Here is a 26,004-nt window from a genome sequence, read left to right as displayed (position 1 = left end):
GTCTCGCTCGTTCCTTGCTCGCTCAACCAGCGTGGGGCTCAGTTCAACTGGGCCAGTTGGAGGAGGTTGCCGCAGGTGTCATCGAGGACCGCGACGGTGACATCGCCCATCTCGGTGGGCTCGGTGGTGAAGCGTACGCCGAGATCGCGGAGCCGCTCGAACTCGGCGCGGACGTCGTCCACCTCGAACTGGGCGGCGGGAATGCCGTCGGCGACCAGCGCCTGCTTGTACGCCTTGGCGGCCGGGTGCTGATCGGGTTCGAGGAGCAGCTCGGTGCCGTCCGGCTGCTCGGGGGAGACCACGGTCAGCCAGCTGAACTCACCCAGCGGAATGTTGTTCTTGGGTTGGAATCCGAGCTTGTTGGTGTAGAAGGCGAGTGCCTTGTCCTGGTCGTCGACGAAGACGCTGGTCACGGTGATACGGGGCATGTCATTCCTCTGCTGGTTGCTGTCTGGTCCGGGGCCATCGGTCGGTGATCTCGCGCAGGGGGTCGGGGTTGAAGCTGTGCAGCTTCGTCCGCCCCTCGCGTCGGGTGGTGACCAGGCCGGCCTCCTCCAGCACCGCGAGATGCTGCGAAACCGCCTGCCTGGACAGGGGAACCCCGTGCACGGTCGTCAGTCGCGCGCACAGCTCGAACAACGGCTGTGCGTCCCGCCGGGCCAGCTCGTCCAGGAGCAGGCGCCGATTGGGATCCGCGATCGCGGCGTACACGTCGGTCACGGTGCGATGATAGGCAAGTGTGTGCTTGCGTGTCTAGTTCGTCTCGACACTCGATGAGCGTGGGGAAAAGCGGGTGCGAGCGAGGCGAGGGTGCTCTAACCTGACCCACATGAACTGCACGACGGTCGTTCGGATCCGCCGCCGCTGACGGCGCGGATCAGCTGAACCTCACCGCATCCGCGCCGCCATCCGGCATCCCTGCCGGGCGGCGCTTCGTGCTGCCCGGCTCCAATCCCTTCCAGGACAGGAGCTTTTCCATGCCCAGAACCGGCCGCCATGAACTCGGTCAGAACTTCCTCACCGATCCCGCGACCATCACCCGCGTCGTCGAACTGGTCCGGCAACGACCCGGTGACATCGTCGAATGGGGTACCGGGGACGGTGCGCTCACCCTCCCGCTGGCCGCACTTGGCCGACCGCTGCAGGGTATCGAGGTCGATGGCCGGCGGGCTCGCGCGCTGGACCGGCGTACCGGCCCGCACGTCTGCATCGGCGAAGGGGACATCCTGCGGCACGCCCCGCCCGCCGGCTCGGTCGTCGTCTCGAACATCCCGTTCCACCTGACCACCCCGATCCTGCGCCATCTGCTCTCCACACCCGGCTGGCAGGCGGCCGTGCTGCTCACCCAGTGGGAGGTCGCCCGCAAGCGTGCCGGTGTCGGCGGTGCCACCCAGCTCACCGCCCAGTGGTGGCCCTGGTTCGACTTCCGCCTGGACCGCCGGGTGCCGGCGGCCGTCTTCCGGCCGCGCCCCTCGGTCGATGCGGGCCTGCTCGTCATCGACCGGCGCACCGACCCGCTGCTCCCGATCCGGCAGCGCGGCCGGTACCAGTCCTGGGTCGCGCGGGTCTTCGGGAGCCGGGGCCGAGGGATCCAGGACATCCTGGTACGCAACGGAGTGCCGGTCCCGACGGCCACCAGGATTGCCCGCCGCCGGACAAGTCGGCGGGGCCTGGTGCTCCCACGCGACCTGCGCCCCGAGGACTGGGCCGAGGCGTACCGGCAACAGGTCGGGTTGTGAGGCGATTCATCTCGACACGCTCGGCATTGCTCCGCTTCGCTCCGCATGCCGAGCTACTCGATGAGCGTGGGTGAGTTCGGCATTGCTTCGCTTCGCTCCGCATGCCGAGCTGCTCGATGAGCACTCGGTCAGGCGTCGTCGAGGGCCTAACATCGGTTCATGAACCGCAGCATGCCGAGCATCGTGATCGTCGCCGGGGTCGGCCTCGACGAGTTGCTGTCCCAGTTCGACCGCTATGCCCGCGAATACGAGGTCGTCGGCGTACCGGGACTGCCCGAGGCCGTCGAGGCCGTGCAGCGGATCCTCGCCGACGGCGGGCAGGTCGCGCTCTTCGTCGCCGACTCGCGGGTGGTCGACCCGAACGCCGCGGAGAGCGTCTATCAGGCCATCGCGAAGCTGCGTCATCTGGTGCCCACGGCGCGCCGCATCGTCACCGCGCGCTGGCAGAACTTCCGCAGCGACGCCGAGCCGCTGCGGCACGGGCTGGCCAAGGGCAAGTACGACGCCTTCCTGCTCACCCCGCGCGGTCCGCGGGATGAGGAATACCACGGCGCGGTCGTGGAGCTGTTGTCGGACTGGGGCTCGACCGTCGCCGCGCCGGAGGTGGCGACCGTGGAGATCGTCACACCGCGGCAGGATCGGTTGACCCTGGCGCTGCGCGACTACCTCGACCGGATCGGCATCCCGAACGGTGTGGTCGCACCCGAGAGCGTGGCGGGGGAGCGGATCCGCGGCAACGCTCCCCAGTGGGGACTCGACCCCGAGGCGTACCCGCTGGTGCAGGTGTTCGCCGACGATCAGATCTGCGCACCGCGCTCGGTCCACGACCTGGCCATCCAGCTCTACGGGCGACCCGATGAGATCGAGCTGACCCACTGTGTCGACGTCTGCATCGTCGGCGCCGGACCGGCGGGTCTGGCGGCGTCGGTGTACGCCTCCAGCGAGGGGCTGAGCACGGTGACGCTGGAGGCGGAGGCGATCGGCGGGCAGGCCGGCACCTCCTCGATGATCCGCAACTATCTCGGCTTTCCCCGTGGCATCAGCGGGATGCGGCTCGCCCAACGGGCCCGCAACCAGGCCATCCGCTTCGGTACCAGGTTCTTCACCGGGTGGCCGGCGACCGGGGTCACCATCAGCGCGAATGGCGGTCCGCATGTGGTGCACACCGAGGGTGGTGACGTGTCCGCCCGGTCCGTGGTCGTCGCGGCCGGGGTGAGCTATCGCCGACTCGGGGTGGAATCGATCGAGGAGCTGGTCGGCAACGGCGTCAACTATGGCGCCGCGATGACCGCCGCCCGGGACATGGAGGACGTCGACGTGATCGTGGTCGGCGGCGGAAACTCCGCCGGTCAGGCCGCGGTCCATCTGGCCCGCTTCGCCCGCTCGGTGACGATCGTGGTCCGCCGGGCCGACCTGTCGGAGACGATGTCGCAGTATCTGATCTCAGAGATCGAGTTCAATCCCCGGATTTCCGTTGTGGGCAACGCGATCGTGGTCGATGGCGGTGCCGATGAGGACGAGCGGTTGTCCTGGGTGACGCTGGAGGACACCCGGACCGGTGAGCAGAGCCGCAAGGAGGTGCGCGGGTTGTTCCTGCTGCTCGGTGCGGTGGTGCAGTGCAACTGGCTGCCGCCCGAGGTCGCCCGCGACGACCACGGGTTCGTCGTCACCGGCCGCGACCTGCCCCAGGCGGACTGGATCGACGGTGTGCCGCCGGCGGTGCTCACCACCAGCGTGCCGGGCATCTTCTGCGTCGGCGACGTGCGCTCCGGGTCGATGAAGCGGGTCGCCTCGGCGACCGGTGAGGGGGCGAGCGTCGTGCCGCTCATCCACGACTGGCTCGCACCCGCCCCGGAACCGGTTCCCTGACCGTCAGAAGTCCTTACTGGGCGAGGAAAGCGTCGATCTGGTTGATCGCCTGGGTGGCGCCTTCCTCCATGCCCATCGCGAGCACCTGCTCGAGCGCTTCCTTGGTGGCGTAGCTGGAGAGGAAGGTCACCCGGGTGCCGTCGGCGGTGGATTCGAAGCGGTAGACGTTCTGCGACTCGGGCAGGTCGGTGTTCGGTGAGAAGTCCTCCGGATCGGCGAACCCATCGGCGAAGGTGAAGCTGTTCGGCTCGTCCACCTCGGTGATCCGCCAGTAACCGGCGTACTTCTCCCCCTCCGGCCCGGTCATGTAGTAGGTGGTCCGCGACCCGGGGCGCAGCTCGTGCTCGACGAAGGTGGCCGGATGTGTGGGCGGCCCCCAGACCCGCTCCAGCTGGCGCGGGTCGGCGTACAGCTGCCAGACCCGCTCGAGGGGAGCCTCGAACTCCGCGGTGATGGTGATGCTGTTGTCGTCGGTGTTCTTGGTGATGTCGGTGACAGGCATGTCAGGGTTCCTCTCCCAGTAGTTGATCGATGCGGTCGATGCGGCCCCGCCAGTGCCCCTCGAGCTCGGTGAGCAGGCCGAACACCGAACGCACCGCGGTCACCTGGCCGCTGGCCAGCTGTTGCCGTCCGCTGCGTTGTTTGGTGATCAGCCCTGCCCTCTCGAGGACCGCCACATGCTTCTGGACCGCCGCGAAACTCATGTCGTAGTTGGCTGCCAGGCTGGTGACCGATTGGTCGTCCGCCAGCACCCGACGCAGGATGTCGCGCCGGGTGCGATCGGCCAACGCGTGGAAGATCGCATCGATACGGTCCTCCTGCTCCACGCTGGCCATGACGCAAACATACAACCAAGTGGTTGTACGTTGTCAAGGGGTGCGGTTCGCCGAACCGGCCGGCGCTATCGTCGGGACCATGGACTATCGCAGGCTTGGTGACAGTGGGCTCGTCGTCTCCGCGCTGGGCGTGGGGTGCAACTCCTTCGGCGCCCGGACCTCGGCCGAGGAGGTGGTGCGGATCGTCGACGCCGCCGAGGAGCACGGGGTGACCTTCTTCGACACCGCCGACTCCTATTCCCGCGGCGAGAGTGAGCGATTGCTCGGCCAGGCGTTGCGTGGGCGGCGGAACCGATTCGTGATCGCCACCAAGTTCGGCATGGACATGGGTGGCGCCAACGGCCCCGACTTCGGCGCCCGCGGATCCCGGCGCTATGTCCGCGTCGCGGTCGAGGAATCCCTGCGCAGGTTGGATACCGACTTCATCGACCTGATCCAGTTCCACACCCCGGATCGGGGTACGCCGCTGGAGGAGACCCTCGAGGTGCTCGACGATCTGGTCACCGAGGGCAAGGTGCTGCACATCGGTTCCTCGAACCGCACCGCCTGGGAGATCGTGGACGCCGACTGGATCGCGCGCTCCAATGGTCTGCAGCGGTTCATCTCGGCGCAGAACGAATACTCGCTCTACAACCGGTCCGCGGAGGCCGAGCTGGTGCCGGCGTGTAGGGCGATGGGCATCGGCATCCTGCCGTATTTCCCGCTGGCGTACGGATTGCTGACCGGGAAGTACCGCCGGGGCGAGAAGGCCCCGGAGGGCAGCCGGCTCTCCGGCGACAGCCAGGCAGCGCGGCTGCAGGGCGCCGACTTCGATAAGGTCGAGGCCCTGCAGGCGTACGCCGATGAGCGCGGGATCTCCTTGCTCAGCGTGGCTCTGGGCGGCCTCGCGGCCCAGCCGGCGGTGGGGTCGGTGATCTCCGGGATCAGCCGCCCCGAGCAGATCGCCGCCAACGTCGAGGCGATCGAGTGGGAGCCGAGCGCCGCCGACCTGGAGGCGCTCGATGAGGTGGTACCGCGCGGTTCGGGAACCGGGTACGCCTCCTTCGCCACCTCCCGCTGATCGAGGCGCAAGAACGGAGAAGCGCAGCACTCGCCCGATCTCCCAGACTCGGTGGGAGACCAGAACGAGCGGAGGGCCGAACAGTGCCGATCACCACCACCGACCAGTACTGGGAGCTGATCCGGGCCGCCCGCAGGCAGCTGGCCGACGATCTGGCCGATGTGACGGGCCAGCAGTGGCGTACGCGATCGCTGTGCGGGGAATGGGACACCGAGCAGGTGCTCGCCCATCTCACCGCCGCCGCCCGCGTCGGTCAGTGGCGCTGGATCCGCAGCATCGTCGGGTCCGGATTCCGGCCGGCGGTGCACAACGCGCGGCGCTTGCGGGAGCAGCTCGGTGACACCCCTGCCGGGACGTACGCCCGATTCCGCGAGTCGATCGAGCTGCGGATCGCCCCGAGCAAGGACCTGGCGGCCTACCTCGGTGAGGTCCTCGTGCACGGGGAGGACATCCGCCGGCCGCTGGGCATCGACGCGCCGCCGTCCACGGACGCGGGCACCGCTGTGCTGGATTTCTATGTGAGCAGGGATTTCACGGTGCCCAGTCGACGTACCAGCCGTGGTCTCGGGCTGCGGGCGACCGACGCCCCGTTCGCCTCCGGTGAGGGGCCGGAGGTCACCGGACCGGCCCGTGCGCTGATGATGACCCTGGCCGGGCGGCCACAGTATCTCGATCAGCTCAGCGGACCCGGTGCGGTGATCCTGCGGGAGCGATTGAGCCGCTGACGCTGTCTGGCGGGATGCCGCGGGGGAACGCTGCGCAAGTGATTCCGGAGGAGGCGCTTCGGTAGCCGCCGGCGCGATCACCCCGTCAGTCGGCTGACCGGCCGTATCCGTGCAGGAACGCATCGACACCGGCGGTGACGATGCGCTCGGGGTCGGCGGCGGCCGGCATGCTCTGCACGGTGTTCGCGGTGAGTTGGATCAGGTGCACCGCGGCGAGGTCCGGATCGTCGATCCGGAGCAGTCCACGCTCGGCCATCGCGGCGAGATGCCCGGCGACCACCCCGGCGACCCGTTCCGGGCCCGCCTGCTGCCAGGCCGCCAACACCTCGGGGTCGATGTGGTCCTGCTCGGCGCGGACCTGCCGCACCATCGCGAAGTGGTCCGCCGATGCGGGATCCGGGGTGGCCCAGGCGATGCCGAACTCGATCAGATCCGCGCGCAGGTCGGTGATCCGGCCCAGCAGGCGATCCGCCAGTGCGCTCTCCCGCTCCGCGACCTGTCGGGCGCTGTCCAGGATGACGGCGCGGAACAGGGCCTCTTTGTTGCCGTACTGGTTGTAGATCGTGCGCGTGGACACCCCGGCCTCGGCCGCCAGCGTCTGAATGCTCGCTCGGGTGTATCCGTCCCGGGCGAAGACCCGCAGGGCGCCGCGCAGCAACGCCTGCTGCTTGTCCTCACGCATCGGAAGCCTCCCTCGACCAAACTGCAACACCCATTGTACATAGTGCAATGAACGTTGTACTTTAGTCTGCATGAGTATCGACACCGAACCCACTGAACTTCCCCGGATCGCGATCGTCGTCGGTTCCACCAGGCCCGGCCGCCGGTCCCGGCTGGTCGCCGACTGGGTGCGGCATTGCGCCGAGCAGTACCTCGACGGCCGGGCGAGCATCGAACTTCTGGACATTGCCGACTTCGAGCTGCCGCTGCTCGACGAACCCGTGCCGGCGGCCATCGGGCAATACACCCGACCGCACACCCTGCGCTGGGCCGAGCAGGTCGGTCGCTGTGACGGATTCGTCTTCGTCACCCCGGAGTACAACCATGCGATGCCGGCCTCGCTGAAGAACGCGATCGACTATCTGTTCGCGGAGTGGAACGACCGCGCCGCCGGTTTTGTCAGCTATGGCTTGACCGGCGGCGTACGCGCGGTCGAGCAGCTCCGGCTGTCGCTGGCGGAGGTCAAGGTAGCCACCGTGCGCAGTCAGGTCGCACTGAATCTGTTCAGCGACTTCGAGCTGCCCGACATGCTCGAGGTCGGCGAGCTGGCACCGGGTGGACACCACGGCGCGGTGCTGGAGCGCATGCTCGACGAGATCGTCGACTGGGCGAATGCCCTGCGCGGGTTGCGATCGCGGGCCTCGGTGTGAGCGCGAGAACCGCGTCGGGCGCCCGTGCCGAGCTGGAGCCGATCGACGCGCGGACCTGGCGGTTGTGCTGGGTGATCGTTCTCGGGGCCTTCGCCAGCGGTCTGGATGCCGCCATCGTCAACGTCGGGTTGGACACCATGAGCCGATCCCTGGGTGCCCCGCTGTCACTCACCCAGTGGGTCGCCAGCGGCTATCTGCTCGCGCTCGCGGTGTCGCTGCCGGCGGCCGGTTGGTTGTCCCGGCGTCTCGGCAGCGGCCGTCTGTGGCTGCTCGCGCTGGCGGCGTTCACGATCGCGTCGCTCGGCTGCGCGCTCGCCCCGAGCGTGGAACTGCTCATCGTGGCCCGGGTGCTGCAGGGCCTGTCGGGCGGAATCCTCATCCCCACCGGGCAGACCGTGCTCGGCCAGGCAGTCGGGCCGGCACGACTGGGGCGTGCGATGGGTACGCTCGGGATCGCGGTCAGCGCGGCCCCGGCAATCGGATCCCTGCTCGGCGGAGTGATCCTGCGGTACGCCCCCTGGCCCTGGCTGTTCGTGATCAACCTGCCGATCGGGGCCACCGGGTTGCTGCTCGGCCGGCGACTGATCCCGCGCGGCGAGTCCAGCAACACCCAGCCGCTGCACCGTACCGGCCTGGTCCTGATCGCGGTCGGTCTGCCGGCGCTGGTCTATGCGACCACCCGGTGGGGTGACACCGGCCACCTGGATGCCGGCGTGCTGGGGGTCGCCGCACTCGCGATCCTCGCTCTGGCTGGATTCGTGCTGGTCAGCCTGCGCTCCGCCCAGCCGCTGTTCGATGTCGGTCTGTATCGCCTCGGCGCCTTCCGTGCCGGTGCGATCACCGCCTTCTTCTCCGGGGTGCTGATCTTCGGCAGCGGAGTGCTGTTCGCCCTCTATTTCCAACTGGGCCGGGGCCAGAGCCCGTTCCAGGCCGGTATCAGCCTGATCGGGGTGGCCGCCGCGACCTCGATCACCGCTCCGCTCACCGGCCGCTGGGTGGATCGCAGCGGGCCGGCGCCAGTGGCGTTGGTCGGCGCACTGCTCGCCCTGGCCACGACCCTGCCGTTGATCTGGTTGCCGGTGACGGCACCGTTGTGGTTGGTGCAGGTGCTGCTGGTCGGCTTCGGGGCGGCGGTCAACCTGGTGGCCATGCCCGCCGGAATCGCCGCCTACCAGGCAGTTCCGGCGAACCGACTGCCGGATGCGATCACCCAGGTCAACATCCTGCAACGCGTCGGCGGCTCGCTCGGCGGCGCGATCTGTGCGGTGCTGATCGCCCGCACTCCGGCCGATCCGGCCGCCGCGTTCAGTCAGGCCGCGATGGCACTGGTGGTCAGCGCCGTCGGGTGCACGATCGGCGCCCTCCTGATCCGGAGCAGCCGGGCGGGCGACCACCCGGCGTGAGGGACTCACCCCTCGGGATGGCCGCCGTAGGTGGTGATCTTGTAGTCGGTTGCCTCCAGTGCGAGCGCGAGTTCTCGTTGCTGGCGGACGATTCTGGCGCGATGGTCAAGCATCAGTCGGCGACGGTCGGGGATCGTGGCCGGGCCCTGGTCGACCAGTTCGATGTAGCTCTTCAGGTCGCTCATGCTCATCCCGGACAGTCGCATCCGGGTCAGGAAGATCAACCGGCGCAGGTCTTTCGGGGTGTACTCGCGATAACCGGAGAGGTTGCGCTGCGGGCGTACCAGCCCCTGATTCTCGTAGTAGCGCAGCGTCGAGGTGGACAGTCCGACCGTCCGGGCGGCGTCGGCGACACTCTTCGGTGCCGCCGACGCCTCCAGGGTGGAATCGTCCAGCAGGGTGTGCAGCGCGTCGATCGTCGAGGACGACGGCGTCTGCTCCGCATCGTCCAGCAACCGGGTGATCAGGGCGTCGGTGGACATGCCTGCACTCTAGTCAGCGGAACGCCCGCTGTGAGGGCGGTGCATCGGGGAAGTCGGCGGCCTCGGCGAACGCCGCCGTGCGATCCAGCTCCGCGATTCCCTGCCGGTACGCCTCAGCGAGATTGCGCACCGCCTCCGCGCCGAGCGGCAGCCGCAACGGCGTCTCGGGCAGTGCCAGCACCTCCCGGATGATCCCGGCCCCTCGCACCGGATCGCCCTCCTGGCTGCCCGCGACGGACCGCAACTCCGTGCGCACAGCGCCGAGCACCTGGTCATAGGCCTCGCTCTCGGTGGCATTGAGCAGCACATCGTCATCGTTGAAGCCGGTCCGGAACCGACTCGGTTCGACGATCAGCACCCGGATCCCGAAACCGCGTACCTCACCGGCCAGTGCCTCCGACCAGCCCTCCAGGGCGAACTTGCCGGCCGAATAGGATCCCGCGCCCGGGAACGACATCCGGCCGCCCTGGCTGCTCACCTGCACGATCGCACCGCGACCGGTGGCCCGCATCGCCGGCAGCACCGCCCGGACCAGCGCTGCCGGGCCGAACAGGTGTTGGGCGAGCATGTCCCGCAACTGGTCGTCGCTCACCTCCTCGGCGGCGCCGACCTGCCCGACACCCGCATTGTTCACCAGCACGTCGATTCCGCCGAACCGCTCGATTCCCTGTGCGACGACCGCGGCGGCCGCATCGGTGTCGCGGACGTCGTGGGCGACCGGCAGGAATCGGTCCCCATGCGGCTCGGTCCAGCCGGTGAACCGCTCGATCCGCCGGGCGGTGCCGACGACATTCTCCCCGGCATCCAGTGCGGCCTCGGCGAGAGCCCGGCCGATCCCGGAGGTCGCGCCGGTGATCAGCCAGGTGCGGTGCGGGGTCTGTTCGGTCTGCTGTGTCTGTGTCATGACACCAGACGCTAAAGATTGAAGCGCGCTCGAAGGCAAGACGCAGCGCGGAACCGATCCGCCTCAGGCCTGTCGGTCGCTGTACTCCGTGGGCGGCGCCAGTGGTGAGAATTCCTGCTGACACACAGAAATCAGGGCTTCGGTCACCTTGGTCCGGGTCAGGTTGCGTGGGGTGGCGATGTCAACGAAGTTGTCGGTGGCCGACTCCTTCAGCCGACGGTGGATGAGCGGGAGACCCTCATAGCTGCTGCCGCCGAGCGGCCGACCGACCATCAGCGAATAGCCGAGACGGCGGGCGACCAGGGAACGCACCATTTCCACATTCTCACCGGTCCAGCGGATCCACGGTTCGACACCGGCCGCCCGGAACATGGCACGGGCGTTGCTCATCGCCGGCTCGTAACCGATCAGGATCGCGGGTTCGTCCTTCAGGTCGACCAGGCTCACCGTGTCGCGCACGGAGAGCGGATGCCCCTGCCAGAGGACGGCGTAGACGTGCAGCGGCACGATCGGTGTGGTGTCGAATTCGCGCCAGGTCTGGCTGCGCTGGATGAAGGCCGCGTCCAGGGCGCCGTCGACCAACTGCTCCTGGATGGCGTGCGGGCTGCCCTCGCTCAACCGGACCTGGACCTGCGGATAGTCCCGGCTGAACCGATCGAGCAGGCGGGGCAGCAACCAGACCGACAGATTGATCGCTCCAGGTCGTCCAGGGCGAGCGAAACACTGCTCGGTGAGACGTGGCACGCCTGCGCCGCGGCCTTGACGCTGCCCTGGTCGGCGACCGCCAGCAGGTACTGCAGGTGTCGGAGCGTGACATCCATAGCTGATTTCCCGAAATCTGATCTACATTACTTGTGTTTTACACAACTCTGTTCGCCTCGCACTCTAGTCGTGTCGAAACCGGTCGATCACAAAGAGGTGGGGCATGACCAACAACGCCGACGTTCCCGTCGCCGAGACATCCGCGCAGCCGAGAACGGCCAGTCCTGCGGAGATGCGCCGGATCCTCGCGTCCAGCTTCATGGGCAGTGCGATCGAGTACTACGACTTCCTGCTGTACGCCATGGCGGCCGCTCTGGTCTTCGGTCCGCTCTTCTTCGCCGGCAGCAGCCCCGGGGTCGCCACCTTCGCATCCTTCGGAACCCTGGCGGTCGGCTACTTCGCCCGGCCCCTGGGCGGCGTCATCTTCGGCCACTTCGGTGACCTGGTGGGCCGCAAGACGGTGCTGGTCATCTCGATGCTGATGATGGGCGTCGGCACCGTAGCGATCGGTCTGCTGCCGGGATCGGCGCAGATCGGCATGCTGGCCCCGATCCTGCTGGTCGTGCTGCGGATCGTCCAGGGGCTGGCGCTGGGCGGTGAATGGGGCGGTGCGGTGCTGATGGCGCTCGAGCACGCCCCCGACCGCAAACGGGGCTTCGCGGCCAGCTTCGCCAACATGGGCGGCCCGGTCGGCGTACTCAGCGCCACCCTGCTGTTCAGCGCGATGACCCTGCTGCCCCGCGCGCAGTTCCTGGCCTGGGGCTGGCGGATCCCGTTCCTGCTCAGCGCACTGCTGATCGCGGTCGGCCTGGTGATCCGGTTGAAGGTCTCCGAATCCCCGCTGTTCCAGGAACTCGAGGCGAAGGTCGAGGAGCGCAAGACCCCGGTCGTCGAACTGTTCGTGCACAGCCCGCGCGCCCTGCTGCTCGGCTTCCTGGCCGCGATGAGCATCTTCACCCTCTCGGGCATGGTGACGGTCTGGGCGGTCTCCTTCGCGGTCCAGAACGGCGCCAATCAGACCGGGGTGCTGAACGCCAAGGCGATCGGCGCCGTGGGTGCCCTGCTGACCATCATCCTCGGTGCCCGACTGAGCGACCGGTTCGGCCGCCGCCCGGTGCTGCTCGCCGGCGTCGGTGCGGCCGTGCTCTCGGCGCTGCCGATCGTCTGGTTGACCAGCACCGGAACCGTCCTCGGCTACGGTGCCGCGGTGATCCTCGGCCAGCTCTGCCAGGGCCTGATCATCGGCCCGTTCGGGGCGTACGTCGCCGAACTCTTCCCGACCAGGCTGCGCTACACCGGCGCCTCGGTCGCCTATCAGGGCGCGGGCGCCATCGCCGGCGGTCTCACCCCGATGGCCGCGACCGGTGTCCTGCTGCTGACCGGTGGCAACATTCTGGTCCTGGGCATCGCCTGGATGGCCACCCTGCTGATCTCCGGTCTGGCCGTCCTGCTCAGCCGCGAGGGACGGGACAAGGATCTGAGGAGGATCTGACCTATGCCGCACGACGGGGACACCACACCCACCGCACCGCGGGTGCACGCCAACGGCCACGCCCATCGCGGTTACGAGGGTTTCGCCGGGGTGGTCGACGAGTTCGCCTCCCGATCCACCCCGGCCTGGCCGGCCCCGGTACGCGCCCGGCAGGGTGCACCGAACGTGGTGGTGATGCTGATGGACGATATGGGGTTCAGCGACATCGCCCCCTTCGGCGGGGAGATCGCCACCCCGGCGCTGGCCGGCCTGGCCGAGCGCGGCTACCGCTTCACCAACTACCAGACGCCGCCGGTCTGCTCACCGGCCCGCGCCGCGTTGCTGACCAGCATCAACCCGCACCGCGCCGGCTTCGCCTCCGTCGCGCACTCCGATCCGGGCTTTCCGGGCGCCACCCTGGAACTCGCCGACGACGTACCGACGCTGGCCGAGAGCTTCCGGGCGGCGGGTTATGCGACCTACATGGTCGGGAAGTGGCACCTCACCAAGGAGGCCAACCAGCACGACGCCGCCGATCGCAGCTCGTGGCCGCTGCAGCGCGGCTTCGACCAGTACTACGGCTGCCTGGACGGCTGCACCTCGCTGCATCACCCGCACCGGTTGGTCCGCGACAACCAGGCGCTGGTCATCGATGAGTATCCCGAGGGCTACTACCTCACCGATGATCTGACCGACAACGCGATCGACATGATCAAGGGGCTGCGCGGCAACGATCCCGACAAGCCCTTCCTGCTCTATTTCGCGCACCAGGCGGTGCACGGTCCGCTGCAGGCCAAGCCCGCGGACATCGCGAAATACCGCGGCCGCTACGACCTCGGCTGGGATCGGGTCCGCGACGAACGGTTCCGCCGCCAGCTGGCGGACGGGTTGTTCCCGGAGGGCACGGTGAACGCACCCCGCAACACCGAGCCCGGGGCGGAGGTGCCCGCCTGGGACGAGCTGAGCGAGGAGGATCGGGAGCTCTTCGCCCGCTACATGGAGGTGTACGCGGCAGCGGTCGACAACGTCGACCAGAACCTGGCCCGCCTGCTCGGGGTGCTCGAGGACCTGGGTGAGCTCGACAACACCATCATCGTCTTCACCTCCGACAACGGCGCCACCGGTGAGGGTGGGCCGGTCGGCACCAGCAGCTATTTCGGCCACTTCGCGCAGAGCGCGCAATTACCCGACTGGTGGCAGCAGCACCAGCCGCGCGACCCGGAGCTGATCGGCGGGCCGCAGACCACCGTCCACTATCCGCGCGGCTGGGCGTACGCCTCGAACACGCCGTTCCGGCTCTACAAGTTCTTCGCCCACGCCGGCGGGATCCGGGTCCCGATGATCGTCTCCTGGCCGGCCGGAATGCCAAGGCAGGAAGGAGATCCCGGCGTCCGGGACCAGTTCACCTATGTCACCGACATCGGCGAGACGGTGCTGGAGCTGGCCGGGGTGAGCCCCTTGCAGCAGCGGCACGGGCGGCCCGCACCGGAGCGGGACGGAGCCTCCTTCGTACCCGTGCTGCAGGACGCCGAGGAGGACACCCGGCACGTCGCCCAGTACACCGAGTATCAGGGTCGGCGGGCCTTCGTCCGGGACGGCTGGAAGGTGGTCAGTGCACTGCTGGGCAGCAGTCCGGACTGGGCGGACGGTCGCTGGCAGCTCTACGACGTGGCCAGCGACCCGACCGAGACCCGCGATCTGGCCGAAAGCCTGCCGGAGCTGACCCGGCAGCTGGCCGAGCAGTGGACCCGCACCGCCTGGTACAACACGGTGTTCCCGATCAACGACGACGGATCGTTGAGCCGGCAGCGCCCCTCCACCGAGGAATTGCTGGAGCGGCCCGTCGAGCTGTTGGCGTTCACCCCGACCCTGGAGCGGTTCCGATCCAGCAAACTGACCAAGTTCCGGTCCTTCGACATCGAGATCGATGCCACGGTACGCCCCGGTGACAGCGGGGTGCTGGTCTCCCACGGTGATCAGGGCGGCGGTTACGTGCTGTTCGTCCGCGACGACGAGATCTGCTTCAGCTACAACGAATACGGCACGATGCATCGGGTCGCGCTACCGCTCGATCCGGCCGGTGTCGAGGACGTCCGGCTGCGATTCGAGGCGCTGCCGGGGGTCTGCTGGTCGGTCACCCTGTCCGCCGGTGGCCGCTCGGTCGAGGTGCCGGTGGTCCGGCAGCTGTGCGGACTGGCGCCGTTCACCGGGATCAGTGTCGGTGTCGATCGCGGTGGTCCGGTCGACTGGGAGCTCCATCGCGTGCACGGCGCATTCCGTTACCAGGGAGGACTTCGCGCCGTGCGCTATCTGCCCGGGGCGAAGGCCGATTACGACCCCGAGGTGCTGATCGACATCGAACGGGTGGCCCAGCTGGTCCACGAGTGATGGCGGGTGACCGACAGGTACTGCCCGCTCAGAGCACGCTCACCTCGCCTGCCGGTCGGATCTCGGCAAGCGCCGCGGTCAGCGCGGAGCGGGTCTCCGCATCCAGCGCGATCTGTGCTGCAGCAGCATTTTCGCGGATGTGCGCCGGAGTCCGGCTGCCCGGCATCGGGACGACATGCGGGTACTGATCGAGGAGCCAGGCCAGGGCGAGTTGCCCCGGGGTGATACCCAGCCCGGCGGCGAGCTCGCGGATCGGGGCATACCGGTCGCGGTTGGTCGCCAGATTCTCGGCGCTGAACCGCGGGATCGCCCTGCGGAAGTCGTCGGCCGCCAGCTCGGGCAGTTGCCCGGTGAGGAAACCGCCGCCGACCGGGGACCAGGCCGTCACCCCGACGCCCAGCTCGCGCGCTGCGGCGTACAGCTCGGGATCGATCGGTGCCCACATCGACCACTGGGTCTGCACGGCGGCGACCGGATGGATCGCGTGCGCCTCCCGGAGCTGGGCGGCGGTCACGTTGGAGACACCGAGGTGCCGGACCAGGCCGGCGTCGATCAGGTCGGCGACCGCACCGATCGTGTCGGCATAGGGAATCTGCGGATCGGGGAAGTGCGGATAGTAGAGATCGATGACGTCCCGCCCGAGACGCCGCAGGCTGGCCTCGGCGTACGCCCGGACGTGGCGTGGGTCGGTGTTCACGGCAAGCTGGCCGAACTCGTAGCGCACCGGGAAGGTGTGCGGTTCGGCACCGGGTTGCAGCAGGAAGCCGAACTTGGTGGCCACCTGGACCCGGTCGCCGAGGTCGTGGACCGCTCGGCCGACGAGCTGTTCGTTGTGGCCGCCGGTGCCGTAACCGTCGCTGGTGTCGATCAGGGTGCAGCCGGCGTCGACGGCGGCGGCCAGCGCGAGGGCGGCGGACTCGTCATCGATCGGGCCGTACATGCCGGGGGAGAGGACCATCGCGCCGTAGCCGATGGCTGAGGTGCTGAGGTCGCCGAGAGTGCGGTTCGCAGATGTCATGGTCCAAGGCTCGGTGCGCTCGACCCGGGCTGTCCAAGAGTCGTCGGCATAGCCTTTGGCTATGGACATTCACCTGCGTGATCTGCGGTACGCGGTCGCGGTGGCAGACGAACTGAACGTGACGGCCGCGGCGCACCGGCTCTACATCGCGCAACCGACGGTGTCCAAGCAGGTGCGGGCACTGGAGCGGCAGGTCGGTTTCGAGATCTTCGTACGCCGACCCGGCGGCGTCTCGCTGACACCGGCCGGGGAGGTATTGATCGCGCGGGCCCGGATCCTGCTCGCCGACTGGTCCGACGGGCTCCGGGCGGCGCAGGCCGCAGCCGCGCCCGGGGTGTTGCGGATCGGCTTGCAGACCGCGGTCGGTCGGGGTGTGGTCGCCGAACTGACCGAGGTATTGGATCCGGGGCGTTGGCAGATCTCGGTCCGGTTGGTGCCCTGGACCGACCCGACCGCCGGCCTGGTCGACGGTGCGACGGATCTGGGGCTGCTGTGGGAGCCGGTGCCCGACGGGGTGACCGCGCTGCGGGTGCTCCGGGAGGAACCGCGGTCGGTGATCGTCGGGGCCAACCATCGGCTGGCCGGTCGGGCGGCCGTCGACTTCGCCGAGATCGCCGACGACCCGGTGATCGCGCTGCCGGCCACGGCCGGGGTGGTGCGGGACTACTGGTTGGCGGCGGATCGGCGGAGTGTGGCGGCCCGGATCGCGGCGGAGGCCGAGAACGCCGATGAGACCTTCGAGGCGGTCAATGCGGGGCTGGGCATCGCGATCATCGCGCAGGGCAACGGTGAGCTGTATCGCCGATCCGAGGTCGCGGCGATCCCGATCCGCGACCTCGAACCGGCTCGGCTGGTGCTGTGCACCGCCACCCGGGTGAGCGGGAACGCCGAGGCGTACCTGGCGGCGTTCCCCGGTCGGGTCACTTGATGAGCTTGCGCTCCTTGCGGGCCTTGCGCCGCTTGGTGGCCAGGCTCTGCAGGACGAGGGTGGCCCCGGCGCCGACGAGCCAGGAGTCCTTGGCGATCGCGGTGCCCTGCTGGGTCGGGCGGATGCCGTCCTCCTGCCGCATTCCCGGGACCTTGAAGTAGAGCCCCATCAGACCGGCGCCGAAGCCGAGCAGGCCGAGCCCGGCAACCGTGCCGGAGACCGGCGGGGCCAGCAGCAGCGCGCCGAGCGCGGTCTCGCCGGCGCCGAGCAGCTTGAGGAACTGCTTGGGGTCCATGTCCTTGAACGCCGGGTAGGCGGTGGAGGCCATCCCGTGGATCCCTTGAGCGGTCGCCTCGTCGCCCTGCAGCTTGGTCAGCCCGGAGTTGAGGATGAAGGCGCCGGTGGTCGCGCGCAGCGGAAGATCGGTGAGATTCATGGCCGCCATTTTAGGCGTGCGTCTCTGCCTGCGCGGGAGGCGCCCGATCGGCGTACGCCTCAGGCGGCCAGGTCCGCGCTGTCGGGGATCGGCACCACCGTGTCCATGTCGCCGGTGAAGAAGCCGAGTGGGTGCAACCCGATCCGCGGCAGGATCTTCGCCAGGGCGGCGCGCCAGCGCAGGTCGTCGAGGGTGACACCCGGTTGCGGGTGGCCGATCCCGACGAGTACGCCGCTGCCGTGGTCGGCGATCATGGTCAGGAACTCGATGAAGTTCCGGTCCTGCGTCGGGTCGATGTGCCAGTCGACCTCGTTGAGCATGATCGGTGTCGGAATGGGGCGGCCGGCGTCGTCGGTGATCAGCAGCAGCAGGCTGTTGCGGTGCCGGTCGCGGAGGGCGAGGAAGAGGTCGACGACGTCGGCGAGGTTGCTGTCGGTGATCGGTCGGGTGTTCCAGTTTTCCTTGAGCTGTTCGAAAGTCATGCCTCGAGTCTGGTTCGCCCGGGGCACCCGTGTCCGGGCCGGAACGGGGTTATCCACAAGAAATCTGAGCGGAGTCGTCAGCGCCCGGTTGTCGGTGCGGCGAGCCCTGCCGCCATGAACTCGCGGGCGTGGGTGGCCAGGTCGAAGCCGTCGTCCCACAGGTTCCGCCAGATCGCCAGATCGTTGGACAGGCCGGGGGAGAGCACGGCGGAGGAGAAGGATTCGAAGGTGACCGCGCCGCGGTAGTCGATCGTGGCGAGGGCCTCGAACAGTGCGGGGAGGTCGAGGTGGCCGGAGCCGAGGTAGCCGCGATCGTTCTCGCCGATGTGGACGTAGCCGAGCCGGTCGCCGACCTCGATGATCGGGGAGGCGAAGTCCTTCTCCTCGATGTTCATGTGGTAGCTGTCCAGGTGGATCATCACGTTGTCGGAACCGATGTCGTCGGCCAGCCGCAGCGCGTCCTGGGCGGTGTTCACCACATTGGTCTCGTAGCGGTTGCAGACCTCCAGGCCGAGGGTGACACCCACCTTGGCGGCCTCGGCGGCGAACTCTTTGAGGACACCGACGACGTTGTCCCGGCCGGCCTTGCTGAGCGGGCCGGGTGCCTTCCCGAACGCGCTGTAGAGCGCGCCGGTGAGGATGGTGCCGCCGATGCCGGCGGTCACCTCCAGCGAATCCTGGAGCAACTGCTGACCGCGGGCCACCACCGCGGGGTCCTCGCTCGAGACATCGGCGTCCTTGGCCAGGCCGCGGGAGCACACCGTGCCGAGCCCGTTCGCCTCGAGGAGCTCACGGGTCGCCCGCTGATCCAGGTTCACCGAGTCGTGCAGCGAGAACTCCAGGATGTCGTAGCCCGCGGCAGCCGTCTGCTTGACGGCGGTCTCGACGCTCTCGGGAGAGGTATCGCCGACCCAGACGAGGGCGTGGACGCCGAGCTTGTTGGTCGGAGCAGCGGTCGGTGCGGTGTCGGTCATGGTTCCTTCCTATCGGATAGGCGCCGGCACCGGGCTTCTTGCCCGGGCGCGACGTGATTCACGCGCGCATCCGGACACGCGTGCCCCGGCCGTCAGTGCTGCATGTCGATGAACCGTGAGTAGTGGCCCTGGAAGGCCGTCACGATGGTCCGGGTGGGGCCGTTACGGTTCTTGGCGACGATGAAGTCGGCTTCGCCCAGTCTCGCGGACTCCTTGTCGTAGATATCTTCGCGATGAAGCAGGATGACGATATCGGCATCCTGCTCCAGCGATCCCGATTCGCGGAGGTCGGAGACCATCGGCTTCTTATCGGTCCGCTGCTCCGGGCCACGGTTGAGCTGCGACATCGCGACGACCGGAACTTCCAATTCTTTCGCCAGCAATTTGATCTGGCGGGAGAATTCTGAGACCTCGAGCTGGCGGGATTCGACGCGCTTGCCGGAGCTCATCAGCTGGAGGTAGTCGATCACGATCAGCTTGAGCTGGTGCCGCTGCTTGAGCCGGCGGGCCTTCGCGCGGATCTCCATCATCGTCAGGTTGGGCGAGTCGTCGATGAACAGCGGCGCCTCCGAGATCGCCGCCATCTTGCTGGCCAGCCGCTGCCAGTCGTCCTCGTTCATCGTGCCCTTGCGGATGTGGTTCAACGGGATCTGCGCCTCGGCCGAAAGGAGGCGCATCACGATTTCGACCTTGCTCATTTCCAAGGAGAAAATTGCCGAGCAAAGGCCGTGTTTGATCGAGCAGGCGCGGGCGAAATCAAGGCCCAAAGTTGATTTCCCGACGGCAGGCCTGGCGGCCAGGATGACCATTTGTCCGCCGTGCAATCCATTGGTCAATTCGTCCAATTCGACGAAACCGGTCGGCACGCCGGCCATGTCGCCGGAGCGGGAGCCGATCGCCTCGATCTCGTCGAGGGTGGCCTCCATGATGTCGGCGAGCGGCTGGTAGTCCTCGCTGGACTTGCCGTCGTTGACCGAATAGACCGTCGCCTGGGCGCGGTCCACGATCTCGGCGACATCGCCCTCGCCGGCGTACCCCAGCTGGGCGATCTTCACCGAGGCCTCCACCAGCCGCCGCAGGATCGCCTTGTCGCGCACGATCTGGGCGTAATAGCCGGCGTTCGCGGCGATCGTCACCGAGGCGAGCAGGTCATAGAGGTAGGGGTGGCCGCCGACCCGCTGCAGCTGCCCGGTGCGGCTCAGCTCGTTGGCCACCGTCACCGCATCGGCCGGCTCACCGCGGCCGTAGAGGTCGAGGATCGCATCGAAGATGAACTCGTGCTTGGGCGCATAGAAGTCGACACCCTTGAGCACCTCGAGCACATCGGCGATCGCATCCTTGCTCATCAGCATCGCGCCCAGCACCGACTGCTCGGCCTCATTGTCCTGGGGCGGGGTCCGGTCGATGCCACCGGCGGCCCGCTCGGCACGCTGGGCGCGATCACTGGGTCCGGGTCCGGGTCCGGGTCGGAAATCACTCTCCAGGTCGTCGGAGACCTCGGTGCTCACACAACCTCCCACGGGCAGATCTGATGCATGTTCTCGACGCTAACCGGGACCACTGACACTCGTTCGCGTACGCTCCCGCGCGTGTCATCGGGAGCCCCTGGTGGTCCCGTTCTGCGGACCGGACCCCGACACCGTACGCCCTCCGAGGGCCCGACCGAAACCAAGTTATCCACAGGGCATGTGGACAGCCTGTGTGAACCCCGCGCGGAGTTGTGCACGGTCTGGGGATGGACCTGTGGGTAAGTCTGGAGTCTCACCAGTAACATCGCTCTGACAAGCAGAAACGCCCGAGAATGGCGGTGGATGAAAGAAAATCTTGAACCGATTTTTGGGGACTTCGGGACACGCCGAGCGGGCTTGACAGCGCCCTGAGGCGTGTGGGATTGGGGCCGACCTGTGCATAACTTGACGATCATGGACACTCCTCCGGCCCAGCCCGTGATCAACTGACCAGGTCTTGCGACAGATACCATAGGGGGGTATGGTTATGGCCATGGAGAACGAGACCGCGGTCGACCAGGCCCAGCCGACCCATGGCTACACGGCCAACAAGGAGGCGCACCTCAAGCGGCTGCGTCGCATCGAGGGGCAGATCCGGGGCCTGCAGCGGATGGTCGATGAGGACAAGTACTGCATCGACGTCCTCACCCAGGTCTCGGCCGCGACTCGGGCGCTGGAGTCCGTGGCGCTCGGACTGCTCGATGAGCACCTGCACCATTGTGTCGCGCACGCCATCGCCGACGGCGGCGACGGCCAGGAGAAGATCGACGAGGCCACCGCGGCCATCGCCCGGCTCGTCCGCAGCTGACCGAACCAAGATCAATCCCCCAACGATCAATCAGAGGAGAACCATGACCACCGCGAACTACACCGTCACCGGCATGACCTGCGGGCACTGCGTCCAGGCCGTCACCGAAGAGGTCTCCGCCCTGGCCGGGGTGACCGACGTGTCCGTCGAGCTCGAGGGCGGCCGGATGACCGTCACCTCCGAGCAGCCGCTGGACCTGTCCCAGCTCGCCGAAGCGGTCGATGAGGCCGGTGACTACCAGGTCGCGCAGGCCTGAGGCGTACCCCGAAGAACAGCAGCACGAGGAGTTGATCATGACGGCGCTGGACCAGCGACCGCAGAGCGTCGAACTGGAGATCGACGGGATGACCTGTGCGTCCTGTGCGACCCGGATCGAGAAGAAGCTCAACAAGGTCGACGGGGTCAGCGCCACGGTCAACTACGCCACCGAGAAAGCCAAGATCAACAACGTTGGTGATCATGGAATCGACGAGCTGATCAAGGTCGTCGAGGGGGCCGGCTACCGTGCCAGCGTCCCCTCGACGACCCCCACCGGCTCGGACGCGGACGACCCCACCGCCGCACTGCGCGAGAAGCTGATCGTCAGCGCGGTCCTCTCGGTGCCGGTGATCCTGCTCGCGATGTTGCCGCCGCTGCAGTTCAACGGCTGGCAATGGCTCAGCCTCGGCCTGGCCACCCCGGTCGTGCTCTGGGGCGCCAGCGGTTTCCACCGCGCCGCCTGGGTCAACCTGCGCCACGGCACCGCCACCATGGACACCCTGATCTCGATGGGCACCCTGGCGGCGTACGCCTGGAGCGTCTATGCGCTCTTCTTCGGCACCGCCGGCCATCCCGGCATGACCCACCCGTTCAGCTTCCGGTTGGAGCAGGGGGACGGACTCGGAAACATCTATCTCGAGGCCGCCACCGCCATCACCACCTTCATCCTGGCCGGTCGCTACTTCGAGGCCCGCGCAAAGCGCCGCGCCGGCGAAGCGGTCCGCGCGCTGCTGACCCTGGGCGCCAACGAGGTGTCGGTGCTCCGCGAAGGCACCGAGCACCGGGTCCCGGTCGATCAGCTCGCGGTCGGCGACGAGTTCGTCGTCCGCCCGGGGGAGAAGGTCGCCACCGACGGTGTCGTCGCCTCCGGGCGCAGCAGCATCGACAACTCGCTGGTCACCGGTGAATCGGTACCGGTCGAGGTCGGCCCCGGCGATGAGGTGATCGGAGCGACCGTGAACGCCGAGGGCCGGATCGTGGTCCGCGCCACCCGTGTCGGCCAGGACACCCAGCTCGCCCAGATCGCCCGGATGGTCGAGGCCGCCCAGACCGGCAAGGCCCAGGTGCAGCGCCTCGCCGACCGGATCTCCGGCATCTTCGTGCCGATCGTGATCGCCCTGTCGCTGATCACCCTGGTGACCTGGCTGCTGCTCGGCGCCGGTGCCGCCTTCGCCTTCACCGCGGCGGTCGCGGTGCTGATCATCGCCTGCCCCTGTGCGCTCGGTCTGGCCACCCCCACCGCCCTGCTCGTCGGTACCGGCCGGGGCGCCCAGCTCGGCATCGTGATCAAGGGCCCCGAGGTCCTCGAGGACACCCGCCGGGTCGACACCGTGGTGCTGGACAAGACCGGCACCGTCACCACCGGCGCGATGTCGGTGGCCGGCGTACGCCCGGTCGCCGGTGTCGACGAGGCCGAGGTGCTGCGGTTGGCCGCCGCCGTCGAGGACAACTCCGAGCACCCCATCGCGCGGGCCATCGTGGGTGGCTTCGACTCGCTGGCGCTCGCTCAGCCGACGGAGGGGTTGGCGCTCACTCAGCCGACGGTGGGTGTGACCGACTTCATCAACCGACCCGGCCTGGGTGCCGAGGCGACCGTCGAGGGCCGCCGGATCAAGGTTGGCCGACCGGCCCTGGTCGACGGCGAGCTCCCGGCCGAGCTGCGCGCCGCCTTCGACGAGGGCCGCGCCGCCGGGCGTACCGCCGTGGTGGTGATCGCCGACGACGACCCGATCGGCGTCATCGAGGTGGCCGACACCGTACGCCCGAGCTCGGCCGAGGCGATCCGCCGGTTGCGCGCGCTGGGCCTGCGCCCGGTGTTGCTCACCGGCGACTCCGCCACCGCCGCCGAACAGGTCGCCGCCGAGGTCGGCATCGACGAGGTGATCGCCGAGGTGCTGCCCACCGACAAGGTCGACACCGTCCGGGCCCTGCAGGCCGAGGGCCGCCGGGTCGCGATGGTCGGCGACGGCGTGAACGACGCCGCCGCGCTCGCCACCGCCGACCTCGGCATCGCGATGGGTACCGGAACCGACGCCGCCATCGAGGCCGCCGACCTCACCCTGGTGCACGGCGACCTGTTGCTCGCCGGCGACGCGATCCGCCTCTCCCGGGCGACCCTGGGCACCATCAAGGCGAACCTGTTCTGGGCCTTCGCCTACAACGTGGCCGCACTGCCGCTCGCCGCGCTCGGTTTCCTGAACCCGATGATCGCCGGGGCCGCGATGGCACTCAGCTCGGTCTTCGTGGTCAGCAACAGCCTCCGGCTGCGCCGGTTCAAGGCGTACGCCCGCTGAGCCGGTCAGCTCTTGGGGCAGATCGCACAGTCCGCGGCCTTGTTGACCGTGCATAACCCCTGACATGTTCGGGCGGGGAGCCCCCAACTGTGGGTTTTCTCAGCAGATTTTTGGGAAACGGCTCGGAGCAGTTACCATTCCGTGACGAATGAGTCGGGGTGATACGTGCTTGTGCGCCTCGGCACCAAACAGCAGAGTTCTCACGGGAGTCGAGTTGCGCAAGGTAATCCCCCTGGCGGTCGCCGGTGGTGTCCTGGTGGCTTCGGGTGGCGTCTTCGGCGTCAGCCAGGCGATGGCCAAGGATGTGGAGGTGTCCCAGGACGGGGTGCCGATGAAGGTCCGCACCTGGTCCGGAACCGTCGGTGAAGCCCTCCAGGCCCAGAACATCCAGGTCGGTGAGCGTGACCAGGTCGCACCGGCCCTCGGTGAGAAGCTCGCCGACGGCCAGCAGATCAGCGTCCGCTACGGCCGCCAGCTCAACCTCTCGGTCGACGGCGAGAAGTCCTCCATGTGGACCACTGCCACCACCGTGGAGCAGGCGCTCGCGGAGATGTCGATCCGCGACGAGTCCAAGCTCTCCACCTCCCGCAGCGCCGCGATCGGCCGCGAGGGTCTGGATCTCAACATCGAGACCGCCAAGCAGATCACCGTGGTCGTCGCCGGTGAATCGCGCACCGTGATCACCCCGGCCGAGACCGTCGGCCAGGCGCTCGCCGAGGCGCAGATCGAATACGCGCCGACCGACCGGCTCGATCCCGGCGTCGACACCCCGATCACCGAGGGGCTCACCGTCGCGGTGAACAAGGTCGACACCAAGGAGACCACCCGCGAGATCGAGATCCCCTTCAAGACCGTCCGCAAGGAGAGCTCCTCGCTGCCCAAGGGCACCGAGAAGGTCGACACCAAGGGCGTACCGGGCAAGACCATCGAGGTCTGGACCGAGCGCTTCGAGAACGGCAAGAGCATCGAGAACAAGATGACCTCCAGCCGCGTCGACAAGCAGCCGGTCGATGAGGTCGTGCTGGTCGGTACCGGCAGCACCGCCACCCCGACCCCGAAGAGCACCACCCCGTCGAAGAGCCCGAGCAAGGCCCCCACGACCAGCTCGTCGCGCCCCTCCAGCCCGCCGTCGAAGTCCGCGGGCACCAACGCCGGCTCCGGCTCGGGTTCGGGTTCCGGTTCCACCGGTGGCAGCCCGGCCGTCGGCTCCACCTGCCAGGCCTCCATGTACGACGAGGGTCAGATGACCGCCAACGGCGAGGTGTTCAACACCAACGCGCTGACCGCGGCACACAAGACGCTGCCCTTCGGCACCATGGTCAAGGTCACCAACCCCTCCAACGGCAAGACCGTCACCGTCCGGATCAACGACCGCGGCCCCTACATCGCCGGCCGTTGCCTGGACCTGTCGAAGGCCGCCTTCTCGGCCATCGGCAACGTCAGCCAGGGTGTGATGACGGTGGTCTACCAGCCGCTCTGATCCTGGGCCGAGGTGGTTTCGACCCGCTCGATCCGCCCTCGCTCAGCCAGCGTTCACGCACAGTACGCCCGGGCCTCGGCCCGGGCGTACTGCATTTCGCGGCCCCCGTGTCGGCCGGGGACGAGCTGCTTGCCTCGGTGGAGCGCAGATCGCGGTGCAGTGACACGCCGACAACGAGGGCTGAAACGGGTCGATCAGGCGTCGCCGAGGGTGTCGAGGATGCTCTCGGTGAGTCGCTCGCGGGCCTGCGGGGTCATCGGGGTGCTCAGCATGCTCTCGTATCCCCAGGAGCCGTCGGCGGCCATCCGCGCGACCAGACAGCGCAGCGCCACCGCATCGAGTTCGTCGACCGACTGCTCCTCCTCGGGGAACCAGCGCCGGTAGACCCGCTCCCAGGGTGCCAGCCAGTCCGGCTCGTTCGCGGCCTCCATGATCAACCGCAGCTCGACGGTGGTCGGAGCATCCACCGCCGCGCGCACATAGCCGCGCGTACGATCCACCAGGCTCGCGGTCTCCGGCTCCCGCCCGGTGGCGTCGAGGAGTCGGCGCTCCATCCGCGCGGCCAGTTCGGTGTGGATGCCGACCAGCAGGGCGTGCTTGCTGGGGAAGTGGTAGATGAGGCCGCGCTTGGTCACTCCGGCCTGTTCGGCCACCGCGTCGAGAGTGAGGGCGGTGACGCCCCGCTCCGCCACCACCGTCAGGGCCGCATCGATCAGCTTGGGTCGTGCGCTCGGTCGTGCCATCGGTCCTCCTCCTCGACGGTCATTACTATACCATTTGGTGTAGTACACTAAATGGTGAAGTAACCC

Annotated in this window: 28 protein-coding genes; 13 read left to right on the top strand and 15 right to left on the bottom strand. The window is 68.4% G+C overall.

The annotated features are described in order from the left end of the window. Positions 1–38: 38 nt before the first annotated feature. Together C8D81_RS10135 and C8D81_RS10130 are read right to left on the bottom strand one after the other, a co-directional pair. Positions 39–428 carry a VOC family protein gene (locus C8D81_RS10135; protein ID WP_094405874.1) on the bottom strand — a complete coding sequence of 130 codons (390 nt, stop codon included), beginning with the start codon at positions 426–428 and terminating at the stop codon, positions 39–41. Between the two features lies 1 nt (position 429). Further along, positions 430–720, bottom strand: a complete 291-nt coding sequence (locus C8D81_RS10130; protein WP_094405875.1) for an ArsR/SmtB family transcription factor — start codon at positions 718–720, stop codon at positions 430–432. Positions 721–977: 257 nt separating this feature from the next. Here C8D81_RS10130 and erm point away from each other — a divergent pair, with 257 nt between their 5' ends. Next, positions 978–1,739 carry a 23S ribosomal RNA methyltransferase Erm gene (gene erm / locus C8D81_RS10125; RefSeq protein ID WP_094405876.1) on the top strand — a complete coding sequence of 254 codons (762 nt, stop codon included), beginning with the start codon at positions 978–980 and terminating at the stop codon, positions 1,737–1,739. 159 nt (positions 1,740–1,898) lie between these two features. Further along, positions 1,899–3,608 carry an FAD-dependent oxidoreductase gene (locus tag C8D81_RS10120; protein ID WP_094405877.1) on the top strand — a complete coding sequence of 570 codons (1,710 nt, stop codon included), beginning with the start codon at positions 1,899–1,901 and terminating at the stop codon, positions 3,606–3,608. Between the two features lie 13 nt (positions 3,609–3,621). Here the strand turns inward: C8D81_RS10120 and C8D81_RS10115 are convergent, their stop codons facing one another. Both C8D81_RS10115 and C8D81_RS10110 read right to left on the bottom strand, forming a co-directional pair. After that, entirely contained in the window at positions 3,622–4,110 is a 489-nt protein-coding gene (locus tag C8D81_RS10115; protein ID WP_094355271.1) for an SRPBCC family protein, read from the bottom strand. A 1-nt stretch (position 4,111) separates the two neighbouring features. Continuing rightward, a complete protein-coding gene (locus C8D81_RS10110; protein ID WP_094355270.1) occupies positions 4,112–4,444 on the bottom strand; it encodes an ArsR/SmtB family transcription factor in 333 nt (110 codons plus the stop codon). Positions 4,445–4,523: 79 nt separating this feature from the next. Here C8D81_RS10110 and C8D81_RS10105 point away from each other — a divergent pair, with 79 nt between their 5' ends. Together C8D81_RS10105 and C8D81_RS10100 are read left to right on the top strand one after the other, a co-directional pair. Next, positions 4,524–5,504, top strand: a complete 981-nt coding sequence (locus C8D81_RS10105) for an aldo/keto reductase (RefSeq protein ID WP_094405989.1) — start codon at positions 4,524–4,526, stop codon at positions 5,502–5,504. A gap of 83 nt (positions 5,505–5,587) precedes the next feature. After that, positions 5,588–6,229: a maleylpyruvate isomerase family mycothiol-dependent enzyme gene (locus C8D81_RS10100; protein ID WP_094405878.1), complete on the top strand. Its 642-nt coding sequence runs from the start codon at positions 5,588–5,590 to the stop codon at positions 6,227–6,229. 85 nt (positions 6,230–6,314) lie between these two features. On the opposite strand, the gene C8D81_RS10095 is transcribed toward C8D81_RS10100, so the two are convergent. Further along, the gene (locus C8D81_RS10095) at positions 6,315–6,911 is read right to left on the bottom strand and encodes a TetR/AcrR family transcriptional regulator (protein WP_094402931.1); all 597 of its coding nucleotides are present in this window, start codon (positions 6,909–6,911) and stop codon (positions 6,315–6,317) included. 70 nt (positions 6,912–6,981) lie between these two features. On the opposite strand from C8D81_RS10095, the gene C8D81_RS10090 reads away from it, so the two are divergent. Beyond that, positions 6,982–7,599, top strand: a complete 618-nt coding sequence (locus C8D81_RS10090) for an NADPH-dependent FMN reductase (RefSeq protein ID WP_094405879.1) — start codon at positions 6,982–6,984, stop codon at positions 7,597–7,599. Next, positions 7,596–9,002, top strand: a complete 1,407-nt coding sequence (locus C8D81_RS10085; protein WP_094405880.1) for a DHA2 family efflux MFS transporter permease subunit — start codon at positions 7,596–7,598, stop codon at positions 9,000–9,002. The genes C8D81_RS10090 and C8D81_RS10085 overlap by 4 nt, the downstream gene beginning before the upstream one ends. Before the next feature lie 5 nt (positions 9,003–9,007). On the opposite strand, the gene C8D81_RS10080 is transcribed toward C8D81_RS10085, so the two are convergent. The 4 genes from C8D81_RS10080 to C8D81_RS21945 form a co-directional block, all read right to left on the bottom strand. Continuing rightward, positions 9,008–9,484, bottom strand: a complete 477-nt coding sequence (locus tag C8D81_RS10080; protein ID WP_094355265.1) for a MerR family transcriptional regulator — start codon at positions 9,482–9,484, stop codon at positions 9,008–9,010. Between the two features lie 13 nt (positions 9,485–9,497). Beyond that, positions 9,498–10,388: an SDR family NAD(P)-dependent oxidoreductase gene (locus C8D81_RS10075; protein WP_094405881.1), complete on the bottom strand. Its 891-nt coding sequence runs from the start codon at positions 10,386–10,388 to the stop codon at positions 9,498–9,500. Between the two features lie 63 nt (positions 10,389–10,451). Beyond that, the gene (locus tag C8D81_RS10070; protein ID WP_166646757.1) at positions 10,452–11,063 is read right to left on the bottom strand and encodes a LysR substrate-binding domain-containing protein; all 612 of its coding nucleotides are present in this window, start codon (positions 11,061–11,063) and stop codon (positions 10,452–10,454) included. Then, positions 11,003–11,209 carry a helix-turn-helix domain-containing protein gene (locus C8D81_RS21945; RefSeq protein ID WP_094405883.1) on the bottom strand — a complete coding sequence of 69 codons (207 nt, stop codon included), beginning with the start codon at positions 11,207–11,209 and terminating at the stop codon, positions 11,003–11,005. Before C8D81_RS21945 ends, C8D81_RS10070 begins: the two co-directional genes overlap by 61 nt. Before the next feature lie 104 nt (positions 11,210–11,313). On the opposite strand from C8D81_RS21945, the gene C8D81_RS10060 reads away from it, so the two are divergent. Both C8D81_RS10060 and C8D81_RS10055 read left to right on the top strand, forming a co-directional pair. Beyond that, entirely contained in the window at positions 11,314–12,642 is a 1,329-nt protein-coding gene (locus tag C8D81_RS10060; RefSeq protein ID WP_094405884.1) for an MFS transporter, read from the top strand. A gap of 3 nt (positions 12,643–12,645) precedes the next feature. Next, positions 12,646–15,009: an arylsulfatase gene (locus C8D81_RS10055; protein WP_094405885.1), complete on the top strand. Its 2,364-nt coding sequence runs from the start codon at positions 12,646–12,648 to the stop codon at positions 15,007–15,009. A gap of 28 nt (positions 15,010–15,037) precedes the next feature. Here the strand turns inward: C8D81_RS10055 and C8D81_RS10050 are convergent, their stop codons facing one another. Next, complete coding sequence (locus C8D81_RS10050) at positions 15,038–16,027, bottom strand: aldo/keto reductase (RefSeq protein ID WP_094405886.1); 990 nt, start codon at positions 16,025–16,027, stop codon at positions 15,038–15,040. Positions 16,028–16,088: 61 nt separating this feature from the next. Here C8D81_RS10050 and C8D81_RS10045 point away from each other — a divergent pair, with 61 nt between their 5' ends. Next, positions 16,089–16,955, top strand: coding sequence for a LysR family transcriptional regulator (locus C8D81_RS10045; RefSeq protein WP_094405887.1), 867 nt, complete (start codon positions 16,089–16,091; stop codon positions 16,953–16,955). On the opposite strand, the gene C8D81_RS10040 is transcribed toward C8D81_RS10045, so the two are convergent. From C8D81_RS10040 to dnaB, 4 genes are all read right to left on the bottom strand, one after another. Next, positions 16,948–17,391, bottom strand: a complete 444-nt coding sequence (locus C8D81_RS10040; protein WP_094405990.1) for a hypothetical protein — start codon at positions 17,389–17,391, stop codon at positions 16,948–16,950. The two genes, C8D81_RS10045 and C8D81_RS10040, sit on opposite strands and share 8 nt — an antisense overlap. A gap of 59 nt (positions 17,392–17,450) precedes the next feature. Next, positions 17,451–17,873, bottom strand: coding sequence for a hypothetical protein (locus C8D81_RS10035; protein WP_094405888.1), 423 nt, complete (start codon positions 17,871–17,873; stop codon positions 17,451–17,453). Positions 17,874–17,950: 77 nt separating this feature from the next. Continuing rightward, positions 17,951–18,847 carry a sugar phosphate isomerase/epimerase family protein gene (locus C8D81_RS10030; RefSeq protein WP_094405889.1) on the bottom strand — a complete coding sequence of 299 codons (897 nt, stop codon included), beginning with the start codon at positions 18,845–18,847 and terminating at the stop codon, positions 17,951–17,953. Positions 18,848–18,939: 92 nt separating this feature from the next. Next, positions 18,940–20,253 (bottom strand): replicative DNA helicase, encoded by a 1,314-nt coding sequence (gene dnaB / locus C8D81_RS10025; RefSeq protein WP_229119460.1) that lies wholly within the window; start codon positions 20,251–20,253, stop codon positions 18,940–18,942. Between the two features lie 595 nt (positions 20,254–20,848). Between dnaB and C8D81_RS10020 the strand changes: the two genes are divergently transcribed. The 4 genes from C8D81_RS10020 to C8D81_RS10005 all read left to right on the top strand — a co-directional run bounded on the left by C8D81_RS10020 (position 20,849) and on the right by C8D81_RS10005 (position 25,195). After that, positions 20,849–21,163 (top strand): metal-sensitive transcriptional regulator, encoded by a 315-nt coding sequence (locus tag C8D81_RS10020; protein WP_208109210.1) that lies wholly within the window; start codon positions 20,849–20,851, stop codon positions 21,161–21,163. A gap of 43 nt (positions 21,164–21,206) precedes the next feature. Beyond that, entirely contained in the window at positions 21,207–21,419 is a 213-nt protein-coding gene (locus C8D81_RS10015; protein ID WP_094355254.1) for a heavy-metal-associated domain-containing protein, read from the top strand. A gap of 37 nt (positions 21,420–21,456) precedes the next feature. After that, a complete protein-coding gene (locus tag C8D81_RS10010; protein ID WP_094405890.1) occupies positions 21,457–23,715 on the top strand; it encodes a heavy metal translocating P-type ATPase in 2,259 nt (752 codons plus the stop codon). Positions 23,716–23,929: 214 nt separating this feature from the next. Next, positions 23,930–25,195, top strand: a complete 1,266-nt coding sequence (locus tag C8D81_RS10005; protein WP_144009731.1) for a septal ring lytic transglycosylase RlpA family protein — start codon at positions 23,930–23,932, stop codon at positions 25,193–25,195. Positions 25,196–25,389: 194 nt separating this feature from the next. On the opposite strand, the gene C8D81_RS10000 is transcribed toward C8D81_RS10005, so the two are convergent. Next, entirely contained in the window at positions 25,390–25,938 is a 549-nt protein-coding gene (locus tag C8D81_RS10000) for a TetR/AcrR family transcriptional regulator (protein ID WP_094405891.1), read from the bottom strand. Between the last annotated feature and the right edge of the window lie 66 nt (positions 25,939–26,004).

It is taken from the genome of Enemella evansiae (assembly GCF_004362375.1).
Taxonomy (GTDB): domain Bacteria; phylum Actinomycetota; class Actinomycetes; order Propionibacteriales; family Propionibacteriaceae; genus Enemella; species Enemella evansiae.
Note: the sequence above shows the minus strand (reverse complement) of the source record. Positions and strands in the feature narration are given on the sequence as shown.

Coding starts and splice junctions, on each gene's coding strand:
- C8D81_RS10030 (WP_094405889.1), bottom strand. CDS start 18,847: ATGACCGACACCGCACCGACCGCTGCTCCGACCAACAAGCTCGGCGTC.
- C8D81_RS10000 (WP_094405891.1), bottom strand. CDS start 25,938: ATGGCACGACCGAGCGCACGACCCAAGCTGATCGATGCGGCCCTGACG.
- C8D81_RS10080 (WP_094355265.1), bottom strand. CDS start 9,484: ATGTCCACCGACGCCCTGATCACCCGGTTGCTGGACGATGCGGAGCAG.
- C8D81_RS10045 (WP_094405887.1), top strand. CDS start 16,089: ATGGACATTCACCTGCGTGATCTGCGGTACGCGGTCGCGGTGGCAGAC.
- C8D81_RS10055 (WP_094405885.1), top strand. CDS start 12,646: ATGCCGCACGACGGGGACACCACACCCACCGCACCGCGGGTGCACGCC.
- C8D81_RS10015 (WP_094355254.1), top strand. CDS start 21,207: ATGACCACCGCGAACTACACCGTCACCGGCATGACCTGCGGGCACTGC.
- C8D81_RS10110 (WP_094355270.1), bottom strand. CDS start 4,444: ATGGCCAGCGTGGAGCAGGAGGACCGTATCGATGCGATCTTCCACGCG.
- C8D81_RS10135 (WP_094405874.1), bottom strand. CDS start 428: ATGCCCCGTATCACCGTGACCAGCGTCTTCGTCGACGACCAGGACAAG.
- C8D81_RS10020 (WP_208109210.1), top strand. CDS start 20,849: ATGGAGAACGAGACCGCGGTCGACCAGGCCCAGCCGACCCATGGCTAC.
- C8D81_RS10060 (WP_094405884.1), top strand. CDS start 11,314: ATGACCAACAACGCCGACGTTCCCGTCGCCGAGACATCCGCGCAGCCG.
- C8D81_RS21945 (WP_094405883.1), bottom strand. CDS start 11,209: ATGGATGTCACGCTCCGACACCTGCAGTACCTGCTGGCGGTCGCCGAC.
- C8D81_RS10105 (WP_094405989.1), top strand. CDS start 4,524: ATGGACTATCGCAGGCTTGGTGACAGTGGGCTCGTCGTCTCCGCGCTG.
- C8D81_RS10050 (WP_094405886.1), bottom strand. CDS start 16,027: ATGACATCTGCGAACCGCACTCTCGGCGACCTCAGCACCTCAGCCATC.
- C8D81_RS10035 (WP_094405888.1), bottom strand. CDS start 17,873: ATGACTTTCGAACAGCTCAAGGAAAACTGGAACACCCGACCGATCACC.
- C8D81_RS10115 (WP_094355271.1), bottom strand. CDS start 4,110: ATGCCTGTCACCGACATCACCAAGAACACCGACGACAACAGCATCACC.
- C8D81_RS10095 (WP_094402931.1), bottom strand. CDS start 6,911: ATGCGTGAGGACAAGCAGCAGGCGTTGCTGCGCGGCGCCCTGCGGGTC.
- C8D81_RS10075 (WP_094405881.1), bottom strand. CDS start 10,388: ATGACACAGACACAGCAGACCGAACAGACCCCGCACCGCACCTGGCTG.
- erm (WP_094405876.1), top strand. CDS start 978: ATGCCCAGAACCGGCCGCCATGAACTCGGTCAGAACTTCCTCACCGAT.
- C8D81_RS10120 (WP_094405877.1), top strand. CDS start 1,899: ATGAACCGCAGCATGCCGAGCATCGTGATCGTCGCCGGGGTCGGCCTC.
- C8D81_RS10040 (WP_094405990.1), bottom strand. CDS start 17,391: ATGAATCTCACCGATCTTCCGCTGCGCGCGACCACCGGCGCCTTCATC.
- C8D81_RS10010 (WP_094405890.1), top strand. CDS start 21,457: ATGACGGCGCTGGACCAGCGACCGCAGAGCGTCGAACTGGAGATCGAC.
- C8D81_RS10090 (WP_094405879.1), top strand. CDS start 6,982: ATGAGTATCGACACCGAACCCACTGAACTTCCCCGGATCGCGATCGTC.